The organism is Microvirga calopogonii (assembly GCF_003347665.1).
GTDB classification, from domain to species: domain Bacteria; phylum Pseudomonadota; class Alphaproteobacteria; order Rhizobiales; family Beijerinckiaceae; genus Microvirga; species Microvirga calopogonii.
The window spans coordinates 14348-32231 of the sequence record NZ_QDGA01000051.1; the positions used below are offsets into that span (position 1 = coordinate 14348).

Here is a 17884-nt window from a genome sequence, read left to right on the forward strand (position 1 = left end):
TCAGCATGGAGGAAAGACCATGGCGGACGGATTGTGTGACATTTGTGGAGTTCGGCCTGCGACCGTTCGAGCGCAGGTTGTCAGCAACGGCCAACGGCAGGTCATGGAGCTGTGCGATGTCGATTACCGGCGCCTGGCTCGCCAGCAGCGGTCGAGCTCTCCGCTGGAATCTCTCTTCGGCGGACGCGGCAGCTTGTTCGATGATTTCTTCTCCGATGACTTCTTCAGCGGAAGCCCCTCGTCCGATATCGGCAGCCGGCCGGGAGAGCGACCCGAGGCGGGCGATGAAGGACCGTCTGTTCCGACAAGATCCGGGCGTGGACGGGCGCGCGGGCGGGGTGCCGCAGCCGGTGTCGCCGAGCGCCTGAGCGAGCATGCGGAAGAGATCCTGCAAGCGGCCGCCCGGCGCGCCGGCGACTTCGGCCGCCGCGAGGTCGATACCGAGCATCTGCTCCTGGCGCTCACCGAAAGCGATGTCATCCGCTCCATCCTCGAACAGTTCAAGGTCTCCCTTGACGATCTGCGCAACCAGATCGTCAAAGAAAGTCCACGCGGCGACTTCAATCCGGAAGAAGGCGGCGAGATCGGTGTCTCTCCTCGGGTGAAGAGCGCTCTGTCACGGGCCTTCTCGGTCTCCAGCGAGTTCGGTCATTCCTATGTCGGGCCCGAACACCTGCTCATCGGCTTGGCCGAGGAGGGTGAAGGCATCGGGCCGGATGTCCTGAACCGCTATGGTCTCACGCCCCAGGCCATCCGCCAGCAGGTCACCAAGGTGGTCGGCCGCGGCGCCGAGGAAGGAAGGGTCGATACGCCCACCAACACGCCCAACCTCGACAAGTACTCGCGCGATCTCACCAAGCTCGCCCGCGCGGGCAAGCTTGATCCGGTGATCGGACGGGCGCAGGAAATCGAGACCACCATCGAGGTTCTCGCCCGCCGCAAGAAGAACAACCCGGTTCTCATCGGCGAACCGGGTGTCGGCAAAACCGCCATCGTCGAAGGTCTTGCTCAGCGCATTGTTGCCGGTGAAGTGCCCGAGAGCCTCCGCGACAAGCGCCTTGTCGAACTCTCGATCAATTCCATGGTGGCAGGCTCCAAGTATCGCGGCGAGTTCGAGGAGCGCGTCCAGCAGATCCTCAAGGAGGTGACCGAACGCGAGGATGAACTCGTCCTGTTCATCGACGAACTCCACACCATCGTGGGCGCCGGCCAAGGCGGCGGCGAAGGCGGACTCGACATCGCCAATGTGTTCAAGCCTGCACTCGCCCGTGGCGAGCTCAACCTGATCGGCGCGACGACGCTCAACGAATACCAGAAGCACATCGAGAAGGATGCCGCCCTGGAGCGCCGCTTCCAGCCGGTCTTCGTGCCCGAGCCGACGGTCGCCCAGACCATCATGATCCTGCGAGGGTTGCGGGACACGCTTGAGGCGCACCACAAGGTCACGATCACGGACGAGGCCATCATCGCGGCGGCGGAACTGTCCGATCGCTACATCACCGGCCGCTTCCTGCCGGATAAGGCCATCGACCTGATCGACCAGGCGGCCGCGCGCGTGAAAATCTCGACCACCGCCCGGCCTGTGGACGTGCAGGAATTGGAGGCGGAAGTCCGCCAGCTCAAGCGGGAACAGGACTATGCGTCCTCCCGCAAGCAGTTCGACCGCGCTTCGGAACTTCAGGCACGGCACGATGCCCGAAGCAAGGATCTGCAGGAAGCAACCGAACGGTGGAGGCGGGAACGCAGCTCGGCCTCGACCGAGGTGCGTACCGAGAACATCGCGCAGGTGGTATCCAAACTCACGGGCGTGCCGGTCAATGAGCTGACGACAGAGGAGCGCCAACGTCTCGTGAACATGGAAGAGCGCCTGCACAAGCGCATCATCGGCCAGGAGGAGGCCGTCAAGGCCGTGAGCGACGCCGTTCGTTTGGCACGGGCAGGTCTGCGCGAGGGTCGGCGTCCGATCGCGACCTTCCTGTTCCTAGGGCCGACCGGCGTCGGCAAGACGGAACTCGCCAAGGCTCTCGCCGAGACCGTCTTCGGCGATGAGGATGCGATGATCCGCCTCGACATGTCGGAGTACATGGAACGCCACGCGGTCGCTCGGCTCATCGGCGCCCCTCCCGGCTATGTCGGCTACGAGGAAGGCGGGCAGCTCACCGAACGCGTGCGGCGCAGGCCCTATTCCGTGGTGCTCCTCGACGAGATCGAGAAGGCGCACCCGGATGTCTACAACGTGCTGCTGCAGGTTTTCGATGACGGCCGGCTGACCGACGGCAAGGGCCGCGTGGTCGACTTCACCAACACGATCGTGATCGCTACATCGAACTTAGGTTCCGATATCATCCAGCGCCATCTCAACCTTCGCGGCACGGGCGAAGACGATCAGGCCAAGCTCAGGCGTGAGCTGATGGAGGTTCTGCGCAGCCATTTCCGGCCGGAATTCATCAACCGCATCGACGAGATCATCGTCTTCCATGCCCTGGCGCGGGGCGAGATCCGCTCCATCGTCGAGCTTCAGCTGGAGCGGGTGAAGCGTACGGCCCACGCCCAAGGTGTCGAACTCGTCATCGACAACGGCCTCGTCGATCATCTTGCCGCGGCAGGCTTCCGACCGGAATTCGGCGCGCGCGAGTTGCGACGCCTGATCCGCTCGGAACTCGAAACGCAACTCGCCCGCGCGATGCTTGCGAACGAGGTTCACGAAGGCGACCGGGTGACCGCACGCTGGGACGGCGAACGGCAGAAAGTGGAGCTGGAACCGCAAGCCGCAGAACCGGCTGAAGGCGGCACCAGGGAGGAGCCTCGCAGCAGCGTCGAAGTCGAGCGTAAAGCCAGCGACGAAGGACGCACGGCTGCCGAGTGACGTACAAAGCCTCCCGATCCTGCATGTGAGGCTTAGAGCATCGGACCCAAAAGTGGATTTGCACTTTTGGGATCTAATCCGATGGTCCACTCTTCGAAGAGCGCATCGGCAGGCCCTGCGGGTCCGTCCGATGCGCTAGTGGGTCGTCTGCTGTCAGACCTGGTATTCTGCCAGCGCCTGTGATCTGAGGTGGGGGAGCGGCCGGCGGGTGCAGGCTCCGGAGCCACCGAGCCGATGGAGCTGGCCCTTCGAACGCCGGCGCCGCTGCCGGCGGGTGACGTCACATTAACTGGGTCATGAGGGTGTGTCGTATAGATCGACTGGCATGACCAAGCCCGTCAGCTACAAGCGCCACCGCTTTCCACCTCAGATCATCGCTCACGCAGTCTGGTTGTACTTCCGTTTCCCACGGAGCCTGCGGCTCGTCGAGGAGATGTTGCTCGAGCGTGGCATCGTCGTCTCCTATGAGACGGTTCGCCGGTAGGCGCTGAAGTTCGGCCCGGCTTACGCTCGCCGCCTCAGGCGCAAGACGCCGAGCCGCCGCGATATCTGGCACCTCGATGAGGTCGTGGTCACGATCGCCGGCCAGAAGCATTGGCTCTGGCGGGCGGTGGATCAGGACGGCTATGTGCTCGACGAGATCGTCCAAACGCGGCGCGATACCCAAGCGGCCAAACGCTTGCTGAAGCGCCTGTTGAAGAAGCAGGGTCGCCCGTCCAAGCGGATGATCACCGACAAGCTCGGCTCCTACGCGGCCGCCCAGCGCCAGGTTAACCAGAAGTCGAGCACCGCTCGCACCAGGGGCTTAACAACCGGGCGGAGAATTCGCATCTGCCGTTCCGGCGACGCGAGCGGGTGATGCAGGGCTTTCGATCCCCAGGTACCTGCAGCGGTTCGTGAATGTATTCTCAGCCATCCGCAATCTTTTCGTTCCACCCCGCTCCCACCGCTCCGCCCGCGCTACCCACCCTCACCGCCTCACCGCCATGGCGGAATGGAAAGCCGTGGCCAACATTGCTGCTTGAGCCTCTCCGGCGACCAAATCGGACCTCAGCGCGCGTGGTCGCAGTTAACGTGACAGCGCCGAGATGACGATGTTGTCACAGCGGAACTTCTGCTGCACTCGAGTTGTGGCCGGCGGGCCATCGACAACGTGGAGTTGGCAGGCCTCACCCACCTGTTGCAGATGTCCCTCAGCGATCCTGCTCAGACCAGGCAAGAAGGGTCATTGAGCTGGTGGGCACGATGCGGCATGCTCGTGATCCCAAGCTGAGTGAAGATCGTACTGTCCATCGCGACTGGCTCATGATCCAGGAGGGTTGCTTGACGGATCATTCTGACATCCCCCCAACCCGCACCATCAAGCCGAGGGATCCACCCTGGCCCTCGGGCCGGCCAACCGCCACGATGCTCCAGGCCGACATCGATCATGGCCTCACCGGGGACAAGAACCCGATGTTCGATCCAAGTGGAGTCCCTCTCGGCACCGATGACGAGGCCGCCGGCACGCCGCCAACGTCCTTACGTGTCGCGGTGGCCTGCTATTACGAGACCGTGGGGCGTTGGGTTGGGAGCGACTGGAAACCCGATATCGCTCCCCACAAGTGGGAGGGCGCTCTGGTGGGCTTCATTGGCTTCATTGTCGCGGTGGGCTTGGTTCTCACCATCGGCATCTGGATGGTAGCGGCACCATTGCCAGGGGCCTAGATTGGTCACAGGAAAGCCATCCGTCAGGCGGCAAGGATCCGAGAGGAGGGGACGGTATTCTTCAGCGACGCGCCGACGTGCCTTGGGTCTCAACCTCGTTCGTCAAGCCAACTGATGATGTCCTCGCGCGTTTGGCAAAGGTCAGCTCCTGGCACTCTTGCGACATTGTCTTAAGGCAGCAATCCTCACGCAACCGGACGTTCCCAAGAAGCCGGGAATTTCTTTGGGTGACCGAGGGTGTGTCAAAACTCAGACCGTCCTGATCTTGACGAACTATTTGTACAAGTTCACGCTCCTGTATCGGAAATTTCTCGGCCTATCGGGGCTTACAGGAAATTAAATTGCTCGACGGAGCGGCCTGTTCGCGTTTTGACACAGGCTCGACCCGCTGCGGACTTTCCAACGAGTTTCCGGCTATGGGCTTCAACGATCTACCATCCATCTTTCCAACGTATTGGCACACCAAACTCCTGACGATGCCGGAGGAGGAAATGATGAGTGTCAGACAGGGCCTGCTCGTCGCCTTGGTCTCGGTGGCCGGGTTCGGAAGTTCACTTACGGCGTCGGCCGATGCTGCAACCTTCACCTGTCCTGATACCATGGCCGCAGACAGGCCGGGAGCGGCGTCTTCCCTTAGTGATCTGTATGCAGGGGCCGATGACGTCACCGCGAGCAATCGGCTTGGGGAGCTAATGGCCGACCTGCGCAAGAGCGGCATGAAGCCCGCTCTCATTGTCGATCATCTGATCGGGGCATATTGCCCGCTCGTCGCAGCCGACGCCACCCTCTCAGACAAGCAGAAGGCTGACCGGGTTCGGCGGTTCGCGCGCTTGGTGACAGGCTTGGCTTATGTGCCGTCCGATGCGGATGAGGTGGATGTTCTCGTCCAGACGCCCTTACCGCCAGGTCTGCTGAGCCAGGTCGAGCAAGCGGCGGGTCGAACCGGGATCTCGCGCGACGAATGGATTGAGCGCGCGATCAGGCAACAACTCTCGGCTCCATAAATCGGCAGAGTCAACGCAAGACGCTCCCAACTGAACACCGGCATGGCCACCCAAAGACGGCGCCGACAGCCCAGATGACGACGCTTCGCAGCCTCATCCGGGAGCGTCGCGGTAAGGATGATTTGGCCGCTCAATTGATACGGGCGCGACGGCCCCACCCTCGGGCCCAACCCTGTGGGTGGGCCTTTGTGATGCGTGGCGAAAAAGATCGTGGCAATGTCTCTTCCTGGCACGAGGCTGACCTTAACCGTGCTTCTGCATCGCTGGGATGAGCGGACCTTCATTTGATCCGCTCTACGTTACACTTTGACCCAGTGCGGACTATCGATGGCGCTGTATTCCATATCCCCTATTGTCGGAGAGCCCGGCCCCGCTTCGCGCGACAGGACCCTCATTCAGGAGTAAAATGACAGGAGTAGCGTTCCCGACGCTCTGATGAGCGCCGCCAACCCGTGATGAGGGAGAGCGGCTTATGTCTCCCAAGCTTGGCCTCCTTGCGGTCCTGCTCTTCGTCAGCTTTGAGCCTCTCACTGATGCCCACGACATCTACACGCCTCTGAGAGACAGAGCCGGAAGGAATTGCTGCGATGACGGGGATTGTCGCCCTGCGCCCTATCGGGTGAGGCCGTCCGGGGTGCAGATGTTCGTCGAGGGAAAGTGGATCTGGGTGCCGGATCACACGGTTCAGTATCGGGCGCTTCCTGGTGACACGGGTGAAACAGACGGGGGGCATTGGTGCGGGCGGTTCGAGAACGGGCTTGGCTACGATCTGGGCTATGTAACCTTCTGTGCCATCCTTCCGCCGAGGCCGACGGCGATTTCTGAACCCGCGTTCGCCCTTCGTGAAGGCCGTATCCAGCCTGCGCCGTAATGCGCGTTATGCGAAATCACGGACCCTATTGTGCCGACGCAGCGTGAGGCGGCAGGATCGCGCATTTCGTCAGATGCAGTATCGCGTCCTGCTGGGAGTCATCGGATTGGTAGAGCGAGCCGCACCAATGCCCTCCATAGGTCTCGCCCGCATCTCCGAGCAGGGCGCGGTATTGGATGCGTTCGTTTGGTACGTTGATCCATTGCTGATCCACGAACATCTGCACGCCGCGTGCGGTAAAGCGATACAAGGCAGGGCGGCAATCCCGGTCATCGCAGCAGCTTGCGCCTTCCTCGTCTCTCAGATGCGAGTAGATGTCATGGGCCTGTATCGGCAGCGGTAGGTTGGCGACGAGAACGGCGGCCATCAAGGCAGTTCTGGAACACATACGCCCCTCCCTTAAGGATGGGCCTGGTCCCTCAGGGGGCGCTCGGGGCACTGTGTCGAAGCCCGAGGGGGAGCGAGAGAAGCAAGGTTAACTACCTCCCCAAGAATACGCCTGTTCCGCCATGCTTACAACAACTTGGCCGAGGGAGCGTGTTGCCGGTTCGGGTTATGCGAAATTTGCGGTACCGCTCAAAACGCTAACCCTCGGCTCCAAGGAAGCGCATACTAGCTGAACTTGAGAGGAGGCTGTTATGTTTGCAGTCCTACTCTGCCTTCCGATTCTTCTGATGCTGACAAGTGTCAGTTTGGCTCGACCTCTGCGCTATCCCGCCTCCTTGCAGTCATGTCGCGTGGGACGGCCGCCTATGCCCGATCTGAATGCGTTGATCCTGCGCAACAGCCCGCGCGTCGTGGCGGCCGGCCGGTTGATCAAGGGCCTGTACTACGCTGAGGACCCGGATGGGCCTAACACTGTCGCGACCTTCTTCCTGGCCTGCGACCACCTACTCGAACGGAAGCCTTTCCTGATCATGGACTTTCGGTCCCGCCAGTTCTTCCTTGACGGTGATCGGGATGGTTGCGTCGACGCGACTGAGACACTGGCCCTGTCGGACATTGATCCGGCGGATTTTCTCCCCGCTGTTGATGGAGCTGAAGAGCTTTGCAATGAGGATCTCCTCGGACACCGGCAACTTAACGGCTTGGCCGCCGCCCCGTAATGCGCCTTCCGCGAAATCCGCAAGCCCGGAAGGTCGCTTAATGGCACGAGGCGGACGAAAGCCGAACTTCCGAACTCATAGGGTGAGCTGACTTTCATAAGGCCATGTCTAACGGCTCAGTTTGACCCAGAGCAGTCGTTCAGACGTACGCGTTTATCGCCAACCTGACCAGAGCTGCGGGCCCAGCCGTGGAATCCACTTTTGGGATAACCGAGGCTCTCTCTTCCTTTTCGAGTGCATCGTCGGGCGTGGAGAACCGGGGTCACTGTTCCGCGTCAGGAACTAGAGCGGGGGCGGCAGAAGCGGCGGTTTGGCGCTGTCCCTGAAGCGCCGCCCATGACCCAGCTTGTGTCAAAACACAAACAGGTCCGCTCTCGACGAACTATTTGTACAACATCAGCCTTGTTTGCCGTGAATTCTCCGGTCTAATCGGCCTCACGAGACATAGAATTGCTCCAGCGAACGACACGTCAGCGTTTTTACACAACCAAGACCCGCTGCTGCACGGCCTCTGCTACTTGCGGACCATTGCTCCCGTCGGTCATAGTGGCGGGATCGGAACAGGTCGACCCATGGCACTCCTGACCACCCAGCCCTTATGGCTGTCGGGCGCGCTTGTCATCGGCGTGGCAACCCTGCTTGCAATGGCCGCCCCCGTCTTCGTTCGTCGGCGCGTACCCTCAGAACGGCTGAGGATCAACAATGAGGTCGCCGGCTTCACGTTCGCGACCATCGGCGTGCTGTATGCGGTGCTGCTGGCCTTCGCCGTGATCATCGTCTGGGAAAAGTTCAGCGTGGCCGAGAATGCGGCAGCCCAGGAGGCTGGGGCCGCAGCGACGCTCTACCGCCTGGCGGACGGCATCGGGGGTGATTCCGGCGCCGCCCTCCGCGATGGCTTGACCCACTACGTCAGAGCGGCCGTCACCGAGGACTGGCCCGCCATGGAGCGCAGCGGGTCAAGCCACACGGTCACGCGCGCGCTGGACGCCACCTATGGTGCGCTGCTGACGTTCTCCCCCGGTGACGGCCGCGGGACAGCTCTGTTAACCGAGGCTCTCCGTCAACTTGACCTCCTGACCGAGGCCCGCCGCACGAGGCTGGTCCTGGCTTCGGGCGCAGTGCCAGGGGTGCTTTGGTTCGTGCTCTTCGGCGGCGCGGTCGTGACGGTTGGTTTCACGCTGTTCTTCGGCACCGAGAGCCTGCGCGTCCAGGCCGTCATGACGGGGATCCTGGCCTTCCTGATCTTCTCGGGGCTGCATGTGATCATTGCCATTGACCATCCGTTTGCGGGGTCGGTCAAAGTCCAACCGGAGGCGCTTTTGGCGGTGCTCGAGGACCTCGGCACGAAAGCCCAGCCCTGATCGTCGGCGGTTCTCGTTGCAGCCATCACAGAGGAGAACGCCCCTGAACGGATGCATGGCATCTCGCCGTTGATCGAAATCCTTCTGCCGAAGGGGATTGGGACACACTGTTTGCCGATGCGGTCCCGCCCGGCGCTCGCTCATACGCGCCTTCTTCGCGCACGGTCCAGGCCAACCAGAGCATCACTGGAAATGTGATCAGCCTGCCGCTTGGCAACAACAAACCAGCTAGAGCACTGCCGCCCCGATATTGACGGCGAACGCCAAGATCATGGTGTTGAACAGGAAGGACACAATGGTCTGGCCAAGCGCGCGGCGACGCATGCGCTTCGATACAATGACTACGTCGGAGGTCTGGCCCGCGGCGCCGAAATTGAACGAGAAGTAGAGAAAATCCCAGTAATCCGGCTTGTTCTCGTGCGGAAAGATAAGGCCCCGCCGCTCACCGGCATCGCCGTAATATTCGTGTGCATAGTGGATAGCATAGATCGTGTGCATGAAGAACCAGGAGCACAGGATCGCGACGGCCGCGATGAAGAACCGTAATGCTTTCTGGCTCGCGATGTCGTCGTGGAGGCCCTGGAGTTCCATCGCGATGGCCGCGAGGCTGGTCAGGGCCGCCGCCAGGGTGAGGATGAGGACTGCGACCGCCCCAGCGTCCTCAGAGGCCGCCCGCTCCTGCATCATGTCCGTCGAGGATCGTGCCGCCATAATCGAGACTAAGGCCAAGTAACACAGGATGCCGAGGTCCCAGGCGGCGAGGAACCGGGTACTGACCGCCCACTCGGACGACAGAGCCATGAATACGAGAGCGGCTCCCAGGGTGGAGCCGAGAAGCCGCGCGTGCGGGGCCTGGATGCGGGTCATGCTCCTGCCTTTCCTGTCGGTGGTCACTGTCGATCTGGACCTGTAGGCGGAGTACCAGCCTAGTCTCGGACGCCGGCTGGCTGAAGGTGTCGTGCGCTTCGTGAAGATCAGAAGAGGTCGTGATGCTTCATCTCAGTTGCGGGTGGCCCTTGCACTCGTTTTCATCATCGTGAACTCTGTTCATAGGTCCTCGTCTGGACACGTTCCAACCTGATGGAGAACCCCGATGGCTGACCTGTTCGACACCTGCCTCACATTCACCCTCACCGAGGAGGGCGGCTATGTCGATGACCCAGCCGACCCCGGGGGTGCGACCAACAGAGGCATCACCTTGGCCACCCTGCAGCACTGGGATCACGAACCGACGCTCGGTCCCGCCGACGTGCAAGACATGACCCAGCAGACCGCGGCGGCGATCTACCGGGCGCTCTACTGGAATGCGCTGCGGGGTGACGCCCTGCCCGCGGGCGTCGATCTCAGTACCTTCGACTTCGGGGTGAACGCGGGCACCCGGCGCAGCGCGGAGCTGCTACAGCAGGTGCTCGGCTTCCCCCCGAACCAAGTGGATGGCGCCGTCGGCCCGGAGACGCTACGCGCCGCCCTGGCAACAGACGCAACGACCGTGATTGGTGGGTTGGCCGAACGCCAAGCCGCCTATTACCGGGGCCTCCCGGAATTCGGCCGCTTTGGGCGGGGCTGGCTCGAACGGACCGAGCGACGCCGACAGGCGGCGTTGGCCATGCTGCAGAACACGCAGGTAGCGTGAGGCGCCAGCTGCATCGCGACTCTGCTCCGGAAGGTGCAGCCCCGGCCGCGTGGCCAAGTCTGGGATTGGCTCATCCGGGTTCGAGCTGCCGGCGGAGGACAGCGCGTGGTTACTGCCCGCCGAATCTGGCGGGCGTCAGCTCGGCTTGCTGATTTTATCGGCGACCGTCCGCACCAGTGTGTCCACCAAGCGGAAGACAATCTCAACACTAAAGCCGACGAAGAAGGCGAGCGCGCCGAGCGGCAGCGACATGCCCTCCAGCCGAACCGGCTGATCGTTGGTCCAGAGCACGCCAAGCAGCCCGCCCAAGGTCGCGCCGAGCACCATGCGCAGGGTACCATGGATGCTCTCCCATGCCTCAAGCGTGGAGGTCTGGATCTGCCGGTTGATATTGCGGAAGACGTAGACCCAGGCCCCGAGCAGGCCTAGCAGGATTGGCATCACAAAGCCCGTCAGCGCGGCCAGGATGATCAAGCTCCGCAGCTCGGTGGACTCCCATTCTTCCGCTGAAAGTCCGGTCGTGCGGTCCAGCTCCTGCGGGGCCAGCCAAGTGATCGGCGAGACGTAGGCGAGGCGGCTGGAGATCACATTCCAGTTCCGCAGCTCCTGGCGGATGATCCTCATGCGACCCAGCGCATCCAACATCTGCGCGCATAGGAGGGGCCCCTGGCCGCCCTTGCTGGCCTGTTCCGCCGGTGTGCTCGGCCCAGGTGCCACTGGCGGCGTGGTAGGTTGAGGGCAGTCGTAGTCCGCGGCGCTGCCGGCGGCCGAGGAGGCTACACGCGCCACGCCGAGGCTGTTCGCGACGGCCAGGTGCTCGGTGCGGATCTGCTCAAGCTGCTGGACCGCCCGTCGCCCCCGATCCATATGGACCAGCAGCAGGATCGTGGCCAAGAAGATCAAGATGCCAAACACGGCGCTCCCCCGCACCCATCGGAACAGCCACTGGGCTTGAGACCGCGTGTCGCCGGGCAGATCCTCGTCCTCATCACCCACAAAGGCCCGTGTGAGGCGGATGGACTTGACGTTGGCGGGAGCCGCCAAGTTCGTCAGGACCTCCAGGCTCTCGTAGAGCTGCCCCAGCAGCCGTCCATCGCGGGCGATGGCCTCTGGCGCGACGACCAGGAGCGCAGCATGGGGTTCGAGGGCAATCCTCGGGGCGGAGCCGGGGGGTACCACTCGGCCGTTGACCGCTGGGATGGACAGGGCCGAAGCCTCGGCCCGGCATGCGAAGTGCCGGATGAGCACGCGCAGATCACTTTGCAGGTGTCTCACCCGTTGGACGGCATCCGATCCAAGAGGCAGGTCGATCGGGCTGCTGTTCGCGGCGGGGCCGGTCACAGCCTCGGGCTGCGCATCGGCTGGCGGGAGCGGCGCGCTCATCGCCGCGAGGTGCCTGACGGTGCGGGTTCCCCCCATCGCCGGCGCAGCCCAGCGGCTCGCGTCCGCACTTTTACCCCGCCGGCTGTGTGCGGCAGACCAAGCCAAAGCGAGACAGGCGACAGCGTCACGATAGCCGTGCACTCCTCATCCGTCAGGCGCGTCAGCATCGGGTAACCTCCTGGGAGAGGCTCGATGCTCCACAAACATGGTTAATAAAATCTTAGCCCGCCACATGATCTAAGAAGGTGATCACAGTGCGCATGGCCGCCGTTCCGGCGGTGAGCGAAGGTGGCTCGGTCCTGATCGAGACGGTGGATGCGACCGAGGCCCCGGACATGTCGCAGTTCAAAGGCAAGGGAATCGCGCAGTCTGATTGACCCGAGCAGACCTTGGCGTAGCGATGAGTGCCTCGCGGGCTGCTGTGGATGCCAGCTGTGCTCCGGGCGACTGATAGGTCGGCCAGACCGGCAAGGTGCGCCCGATCTCTCAACCGCGGTCGGAATCTCCGGGGCTATCCAGCACTCGGGTATGATGGCTTCGGAGGTCATCGTGGCGATCAACAAGGACTAAGAGGCACCGATCTTCCAGGTAGCAGATTACGGCCTCGTCGGTGACCTCTTCCAGATTCTGCCGCGGGTTCAAGGTTCGTTGACCAGGGCCGGTCCATGAGGAAGCCATATCCTCCACGTTAAACAGGAACGTCGTCTTTTGGCACGCGCCGGTCGTTTGTCTCGTGGCTGATTAAGCCTCAAGTCCGGACGTTGCTCCGGTATGCGTGAAGTTTGAGGCGGCTCGTCAACGGGCCGCCTCTGCGTTTAGATTTCAACTTGTTCTGCAATCAGAAGGGCATCGTCGACGTCGATCCCAAGATATCGAACAGTGCTCTCGATCTTGGTATGGCCGAGCAGAAGCTGGACGGCCCGGAGATTGCCTGTCCTTCGGTAGATCATCGAGGCTTTGGTCCGCCGCAGGGAATGGGTGCCATAGGCGAGGGGATCCAGACCAATCGCACAAAGCCAGGATCCGAGCAGGCGAGCGTACTGGCGCGTTGTCATTGGCTTTCGCCGATTGACTCTGCTTGGGAACAGCGGCTCACCCTTATGCAGGGCCTTCTTCTCCAGCCAGCGCCCCACCGCCTCCCGGGTCTGCTCTGTGATCTCGAACTGGACAGGGCGACCAGTTTTCCGCTGCATTACGGTCGCCCGGGATCGGACACGTCCACTGAGTGCCACATCGTCGACCCGGAGCGCGACCAGATCGCAGGCGCGCAACTTGCTGTCGAGCGCCAGGTTGAACAAGGCAAGGTCGCGAACGCGGTGCGCGACTTGGAGCCTGACTCGGATAGACCAGATCTCTTTGGCTTTGAGAGGCGGCTTGGGTCCAATCAGCTTACCGCTGTTCCAAGGGGTGGTGGTTCGGCAAGTGTGGTCGGCGATACTGTCCTGCATTGCAGTGCTCCTGAAGAGAAGCCCCCGCAGTGAACCTTCGCCTCTCTGCCGATAAAGCCCAGCCTCAACGCTCCTCCTAGCTAAGCTAGGTCTTCGTCAGCTTACCAAGGTAAGCCGGACGTCCCATTCTCTATACCGATCTCCTACTCGTGACCCAGAGCTGCCCTTTGGATTGGGTAGGCAGTGAAAAGGGCATCGTCAACTTTACGACTTGAGACAGGTCTATCCCTTCAAGAGCGGCAGATCAGGTAATCGCGATACCGGTTATCTCGGCCCAGCCTCGGAAGGCTTGAACTCGGGCTGTGCGATGACCGGCAGCGGTGGCGTTTGCAGGACGGCGGAAGAGGTTTGCACCCTGATCATGAGCTGAGAGGAAGCGCTACGCGCACCGTCTCGTGGTTGACCAGGATACCTCGGGCGGCGAGCATCTCCTCGACCCTCCGGCGACTGAGCGGAAACCGGAAATAAAGCCGGACGGCATGGCTGATCACTTCAGGTGGAAAAGCGGTGGCGAGCGTAACGAGGATGGCGGGTCGGACTCATCCCTCACGGATAGCCTGATCCGGTCACTCTCCGGTTAATCTGACAGTGCGGTCCATTCCCCTCTCCCAGCCCGACGAGATCACGGGAAAATTCCCACTTTGGCCGGTCCAGTTTTAAGGGATCAAGTCACGCAAATGTACGCTCTGGAGACGACATGCCCATTGCTTCGGAGAGAACGATCTCCCACACCTCTCATCGCTTCAGGAGATCGGCGAGATCCGTCTCGCTCATTCGTGCGCCCACAGGCGTAATGCGGATCACACCCGTCCCGATCTCAGCTACGGCTCCGGCTTGCGCAAGGCCGCTGAGTGCCCATCCGAGGCGATAAGCATGGAGGCGATCGAAACCATCCTCTGTCCGCAGGGTCCGAAGCTCCGGACCGAGACTCATGCTATCGGCCGTAGCCTGCTCGAGTTCCTCGACGGTCATGGCCTCTCGGATGCGCAGGAGTTGCAGCACCACTTCAAGGTAGGCCGAGATATGGGGGAGATCCTTCTTCGTCGCCATGGAGCATCGCATCCTGTTCCCGTCAGAGCCTGCGAAGGACGAATTGTATCACGAGACCGCCCAGCGTGAGAGACCTATGGCGGATTTTTGGTGCTGGGGCCGATCAGAGGGAATATTCTCTCTGCCGTCAGCGAGATATAACGGAAAGTGATGGAGTGGATACCTCCTCCTGACGGCTTCACAATGTGCCAAGGTGGTGCAGCTAGTGGGCCGCAATTTTGCCCTTGCGCACGGCAGCCCCGAGAGCGGCATGATCGCGCTCGGCTTGATCGGCATAGGCAAGCGAGAAGTCGCCGATAGCCTCGTCGAACACGTCGCTCGAGCCGATGTAGCCGCCGATCGCTGCGGCGTCGCCTGTCTTGGCGTGAGCGCGGGCCAACACCCAGCCGCATACCTTGCCGTAGTTCAAAAGCAACTCTTGATCCATTGCCTCGACCAGAGGCTTGATCTTGGCATCCCGCAGATGGCGCACATAGAACTGCGCGTGGCTGGCTTCGGCCGTCTCCCACCCAAGGAAGATATCGGACGCCGGTTGCATCAGGCGTTGGCCCATCACGATCCGCTGGCCATGATGAGGATATGCGCTCCTTCCGGCATACGGCTCCAGCACGGATGCGACGGCCTCCTTGAATTGCAGGAAAAGAGGTTCGTTCGAGGCTGACATCATCAATGCGATCCAACATCGGCGACCGACGCTTCCGACGCCGACGACCTTGATCGCCGCATCGACGACGCGGTAGCGATCAAGCAGGACGCGCCGGTCGTCGGCGAGAGACTTCCGGTAGGACATAAGGGCTTGATCGACGAGATGCTCGAACTCGGGCGCCCTGGCGACGTCTGGATGATAGATCAATGGGAGGGCATCATGAATACCGAGCCGTCCTCCGACGACATGGGTCAATTTTGGGAAGTCCACTTCCGATCCGAGTTGCCGCGCAGCCTTGTCGATTCTCTTCTGGACCCGATCCCGATCCCGATCTCGCGCGGGCCACATGTCCATAATGTCGTCTGCGGTGATCCGCGCATACCAGACATCGATAGGGTTCGTTTTCGAGAATTGTGCCAACCGCTTCCGATAGCTGCGCGTGCATGCGACGGCCGCCTCGCGAGCAGTGCTGTCGGACATCCCGTTGGACCGCGCGGCCAGGACAAACGACGTCGCGAGCCGCTTCACGTCCCACTCCCATGGGGCCGGCAGGGTTTCGTCGAAGTCGTTGATGTCGAAGACAATATTGCGCTCCGGCGTGGCAAAGCCACCGAAATTCATGAGATGGCAATCACCACAGGCCTGGACCCGAATGCCCGTCGCCGGAGTTCCGGCCAGGTCGGCCGCCATCACCGCGGCGGCACCCCGGTAGAAGCTCAAGGGCGATTGCAGCATGCGTTCATATCGAATGGGCAAGAGCTCTGGAATACGGCCCGCATCGGCCGTTCTCAGGAGATCGATCGGATCAGGACGGGTGCTTTTCTTGGTCCACTTTCCGTGCTCCGCGCGAGGAATGCCGCTGCGGAGGGCCCGGCCGACCTGCTTGCGTTCGTCCAACGACGAAACACGGGTGTGACTGCCGTCTGTCGCACCATTCGAATTGGCTTGATCGTGTATCTGTTGTTGCCGTCGCAATCTTTGAACCGAAACGGCCTCACCTGATCGCACCGACATGAACAACCTCCTCCTGCTCAGGTTGAAATCCCCAACGCCGTCGACCCAGGTCTCCTGTGCCTGGGAGGCCAGGAAAGCCAAGGGGGAGCTGACACCTTTCTACCTCATACCGCCTTGCCCTCGTGGACGGCGTCAGCCGGGCGAGGTCCCTGTCGCCAGGCACGCACACCGTCCGTGATGCGGTCGAAGAAATTTGCATCGCCGACAAGGGCCTCGATACCCGCTATTCTCATTCTGTCCCGCACCGGATCGCGCACGCGGGCGAAGGCGATGGTGATACCCCGGCCGTGCAAATCTCGGATGAAGGTCGATAGCTCTTCGCAAGCACTTGTATCGATAAAATTCACGGATTCGGCGTTGAACAGGACATGGGTCGCGGGCGGGCGACTTGCGGTCAGGGTTCTGTTCAGATTGGCGATGGCGTAGCCGATGCTTGCAAAGAACAGATCCCCCCCGGGTCGCCAGATCAGCAGGCCAGGGAATGTCGTCGCGTCGGGGCGCACTTTGACGTCGCGATAGGCTTCTGTCCCCGGTAATTGGCCGAGCACGGCAACACGGGGATGGCTCGCGCGATAAATGAGAAGGAGCAGGGCCAGAACGACCCCGAGCGCGATGCCCTGAAGAACGCCGAGCGTCAGCTCCGCCAGGATGACTATGATCGCCAGGAGGAATTCCCAGCGACTCCGATCGTACAAGGCGCGCAGATACTCAGGTTTTGACAGGTGGAGCATGGCCGCGATCACGATGGCCGCCAGCGCCGGGTGGGGCAGATCGCGAAACAGCGGCGTGAGCAGGATCAGGGTCAGGAAACACAAGGCGGCGGCGACGAGGTTGGCGATCTGGGTGCGCGCGCCGGCCGCCATCGCCACGGACGTCTTGGACAGGCTGCCGACGACCAGGAACCCGCCGAAGAGGCCGCTCGAGACATTGGCGACACCATGCGCGACCAGCTCCTGGTTCGGATCAATGGCGCCGCCGTCCTGCATGGCCGCGGCCTTGGCGGCGCCGAGCGCCTCGGCATAGCCGACCAGCACGATGGCAAGGGCGCCAGGCACGAGGGCCACGAGGGTGTCCGGGCTCAAGTCAGGCATTATGAGGTGAGGCAAGCCGGATGGGAGAGGCCCCACCACGCTGATCCCGGCCGCCTCGCCGCCGACAAGAGCAACGAGGATCGTGGCGGCCACCGCAACCACCAGCGCGGCCGGCAGCTTCGGGGCGACATGGCGGAGCAACAGCATGGCGGCGAGGCTGAGCAGGCCTGTTGCCACCGGAGCCGGCGATGCTTCCCACAGGTGCTGCAAGACGAACCAGAGCTTCGTCACGAAGTTGCCGGAGGTGCCGGCGATGCCGAGCAGGTGCGGCACCTGTCCGATGATCGTGACACAGACGAGCCCCTCGATGAAACCGCGCATGACAGGGGTCGGAATGAAGGCCGCGACCCAGCCCATGCGCAGGGCGCCGAAGGCGAGAAAGAAGGCTCCGATCAGGACGGCCAGCGTGCTCGTCAGGAGGTTGTAGTCCGGCGTCCCCTGGGCCACGAGCGCGCCGACCGTCAGTGCCGAGATCAGGCCCGTGGCCGTGTCCGGACCGATGACGAGCGAGCGCGAGGAGCCGAACAGCGCGTAGATCACAAGGGGAGGGACGATGGTGTAGAGGCCCATGATGGGCGGCACGCCGACGATGCTGGAATAGGCCATGCCTTCCGGCACCATCACGGCCCAGACGGCCAGACCGGCCAGAATGTCGGTCACGAGCCAGTCACGCCGATACGCAGGCAGCCATTCCATGATGGGCA

General features: G+C 62.3%; 14 protein-coding genes and 3 pseudogenes. 9 read left to right on the forward strand and 8 right to left on the reverse strand.

Annotated features, from left to right (window positions below; genetic code table 11):
• Positions 1 to 19 precede the first annotated feature (19 nt).
• The 5 genes and pseudogenes from DDF70_RS24705 (at position 20) to DDF70_RS24725 (ending at position 6448) form a co-directional block, all read left to right on the forward strand.
• Complete coding sequence (locus DDF70_RS24705; protein ID WP_114947435.1) at positions 20 to 2866, forward strand: ATP-dependent Clp protease ATP-binding subunit; 2847 nt, start codon at positions 20 to 22, stop codon at positions 2864 to 2866.
• A 325-nt stretch (positions 2867 to 3191) separates the two neighbouring features.
• A pseudogene (locus DDF70_RS24710) lies at positions 3192 to 3891 on the forward strand (IS6 family transposase).
• Between the two features lie 298 nt (positions 3892 to 4189).
• Entirely contained in the window at positions 4190 to 4573 is a 384-nt protein-coding gene (locus DDF70_RS24715; protein WP_342633952.1) for a hypothetical protein, read from the forward strand.
• A 491-nt stretch (positions 4574 to 5064) separates the two neighbouring features.
• Positions 5065 to 5577: a ribbon-helix-helix domain-containing protein gene (locus DDF70_RS24720; RefSeq protein ID WP_162820634.1), complete on the forward strand. Its 513-nt coding sequence runs from the start codon at positions 5065 to 5067 to the stop codon at positions 5575 to 5577.
• Between the two features lie 472 nt (positions 5578 to 6049).
• Entirely contained in the window at positions 6050 to 6448 is a 399-nt protein-coding gene (locus DDF70_RS24725; RefSeq protein WP_114947437.1) for a hypothetical protein, read from the forward strand.
• A 25-nt stretch (positions 6449 to 6473) separates the two neighbouring features.
• Here the strand turns inward: DDF70_RS24725 and DDF70_RS24730 are convergent, their stop codons facing one another.
• On the reverse strand, positions 6474 to 6836 hold the full coding sequence (locus DDF70_RS24730) for a hypothetical protein (protein WP_162820635.1): 363 nt from the start codon (positions 6834 to 6836) through the stop codon (positions 6474 to 6476).
• Positions 6837 to 7200: 364 nt separating this feature from the next.
• On the opposite strand from DDF70_RS24730, the gene DDF70_RS24735 reads away from it, so the two are divergent.
• Entirely contained in the window at positions 7201 to 7554 is a 354-nt protein-coding gene (locus DDF70_RS24735) for a hypothetical protein (RefSeq protein ID WP_162820636.1), read from the forward strand.
• A gap of 572 nt (positions 7555 to 8126) precedes the next feature.
• On the forward strand, positions 8127 to 8915 hold the full coding sequence (locus tag DDF70_RS24740; protein WP_114947440.1) for a bestrophin-like domain: 789 nt from the start codon (positions 8127 to 8129) through the stop codon (positions 8913 to 8915).
• A 228-nt stretch (positions 8916 to 9143) separates the two neighbouring features.
• Here DDF70_RS24740 and DDF70_RS24745 read toward each other — a convergent pair whose 3' ends face one another.
• Positions 9144 to 9782 carry a DUF1345 domain-containing protein gene (locus DDF70_RS24745; RefSeq protein ID WP_114947441.1) on the reverse strand — a complete coding sequence of 213 codons (639 nt, stop codon included), beginning with the start codon at positions 9780 to 9782 and terminating at the stop codon, positions 9144 to 9146.
• Positions 9783 to 10008: 226 nt separating this feature from the next.
• Here DDF70_RS24745 and DDF70_RS24750 point away from each other — a divergent pair, with 226 nt between their 5' ends.
• A complete protein-coding gene (locus tag DDF70_RS24750; RefSeq protein ID WP_114947442.1) occupies positions 10009 to 10548 on the forward strand; it encodes a glycoside hydrolase family 108 protein in 540 nt (179 codons plus the stop codon).
• 135 nt (positions 10549 to 10683) lie between these two features.
• Here DDF70_RS24750 and DDF70_RS24755 read toward each other — a convergent pair whose 3' ends face one another.
• Entirely contained in the window at positions 10684 to 11967 is a 1284-nt protein-coding gene (locus DDF70_RS24755; RefSeq protein ID WP_162820637.1) for a hypothetical protein, read from the reverse strand.
• A 200-nt stretch (positions 11968 to 12167) separates the two neighbouring features.
• On the opposite strand from DDF70_RS24755, the pseudogene DDF70_RS38820 reads away from it, so the two are divergent.
• Positions 12168 to 12600: pseudogene (locus DDF70_RS38820) on the forward strand (FAD-binding protein); the annotation flags it as partial.
• Between the two features lie 146 nt (positions 12601 to 12746).
• On the opposite strand, the gene DDF70_RS24765 reads toward DDF70_RS38820, so the two are convergent.
• The 5 genes and pseudogenes from DDF70_RS24765 to DDF70_RS24785 all read right to left on the reverse strand — a co-directional run.
• Positions 12747 to 13379 carry a tyrosine-type recombinase/integrase gene (locus DDF70_RS24765; protein ID WP_114947444.1) on the reverse strand — a complete coding sequence of 211 codons (633 nt, stop codon included), beginning with the start codon at positions 13377 to 13379 and terminating at the stop codon, positions 12747 to 12749.
• A gap of 383 nt (positions 13380 to 13762) precedes the next feature.
• Positions 13763 to 13922: pseudogene (locus tag DDF70_RS38270) on the reverse strand (IS6 family transposase); the annotation flags it as partial.
• Positions 13923 to 14114: 192 nt separating this feature from the next.
• A complete protein-coding gene (locus DDF70_RS24775; RefSeq protein WP_162820638.1) occupies positions 14115 to 14429 on the reverse strand; it encodes a winged helix-turn-helix domain-containing protein in 315 nt (104 codons plus the stop codon).
• A 202-nt stretch (positions 14430 to 14631) separates the two neighbouring features.
• Complete coding sequence (locus tag DDF70_RS24780; RefSeq protein WP_114947447.1) at positions 14632 to 16089, reverse strand: DUF2252 domain-containing protein; 1458 nt, start codon at positions 16087 to 16089, stop codon at positions 14632 to 14634.
• 104 nt (positions 16090 to 16193) lie between these two features.
• Positions 16194 to 17884 (reverse strand): SulP family inorganic anion transporter (locus DDF70_RS24785; protein WP_162820639.1); only part of this gene is annotated, 1691 nt, incomplete at its 5' end.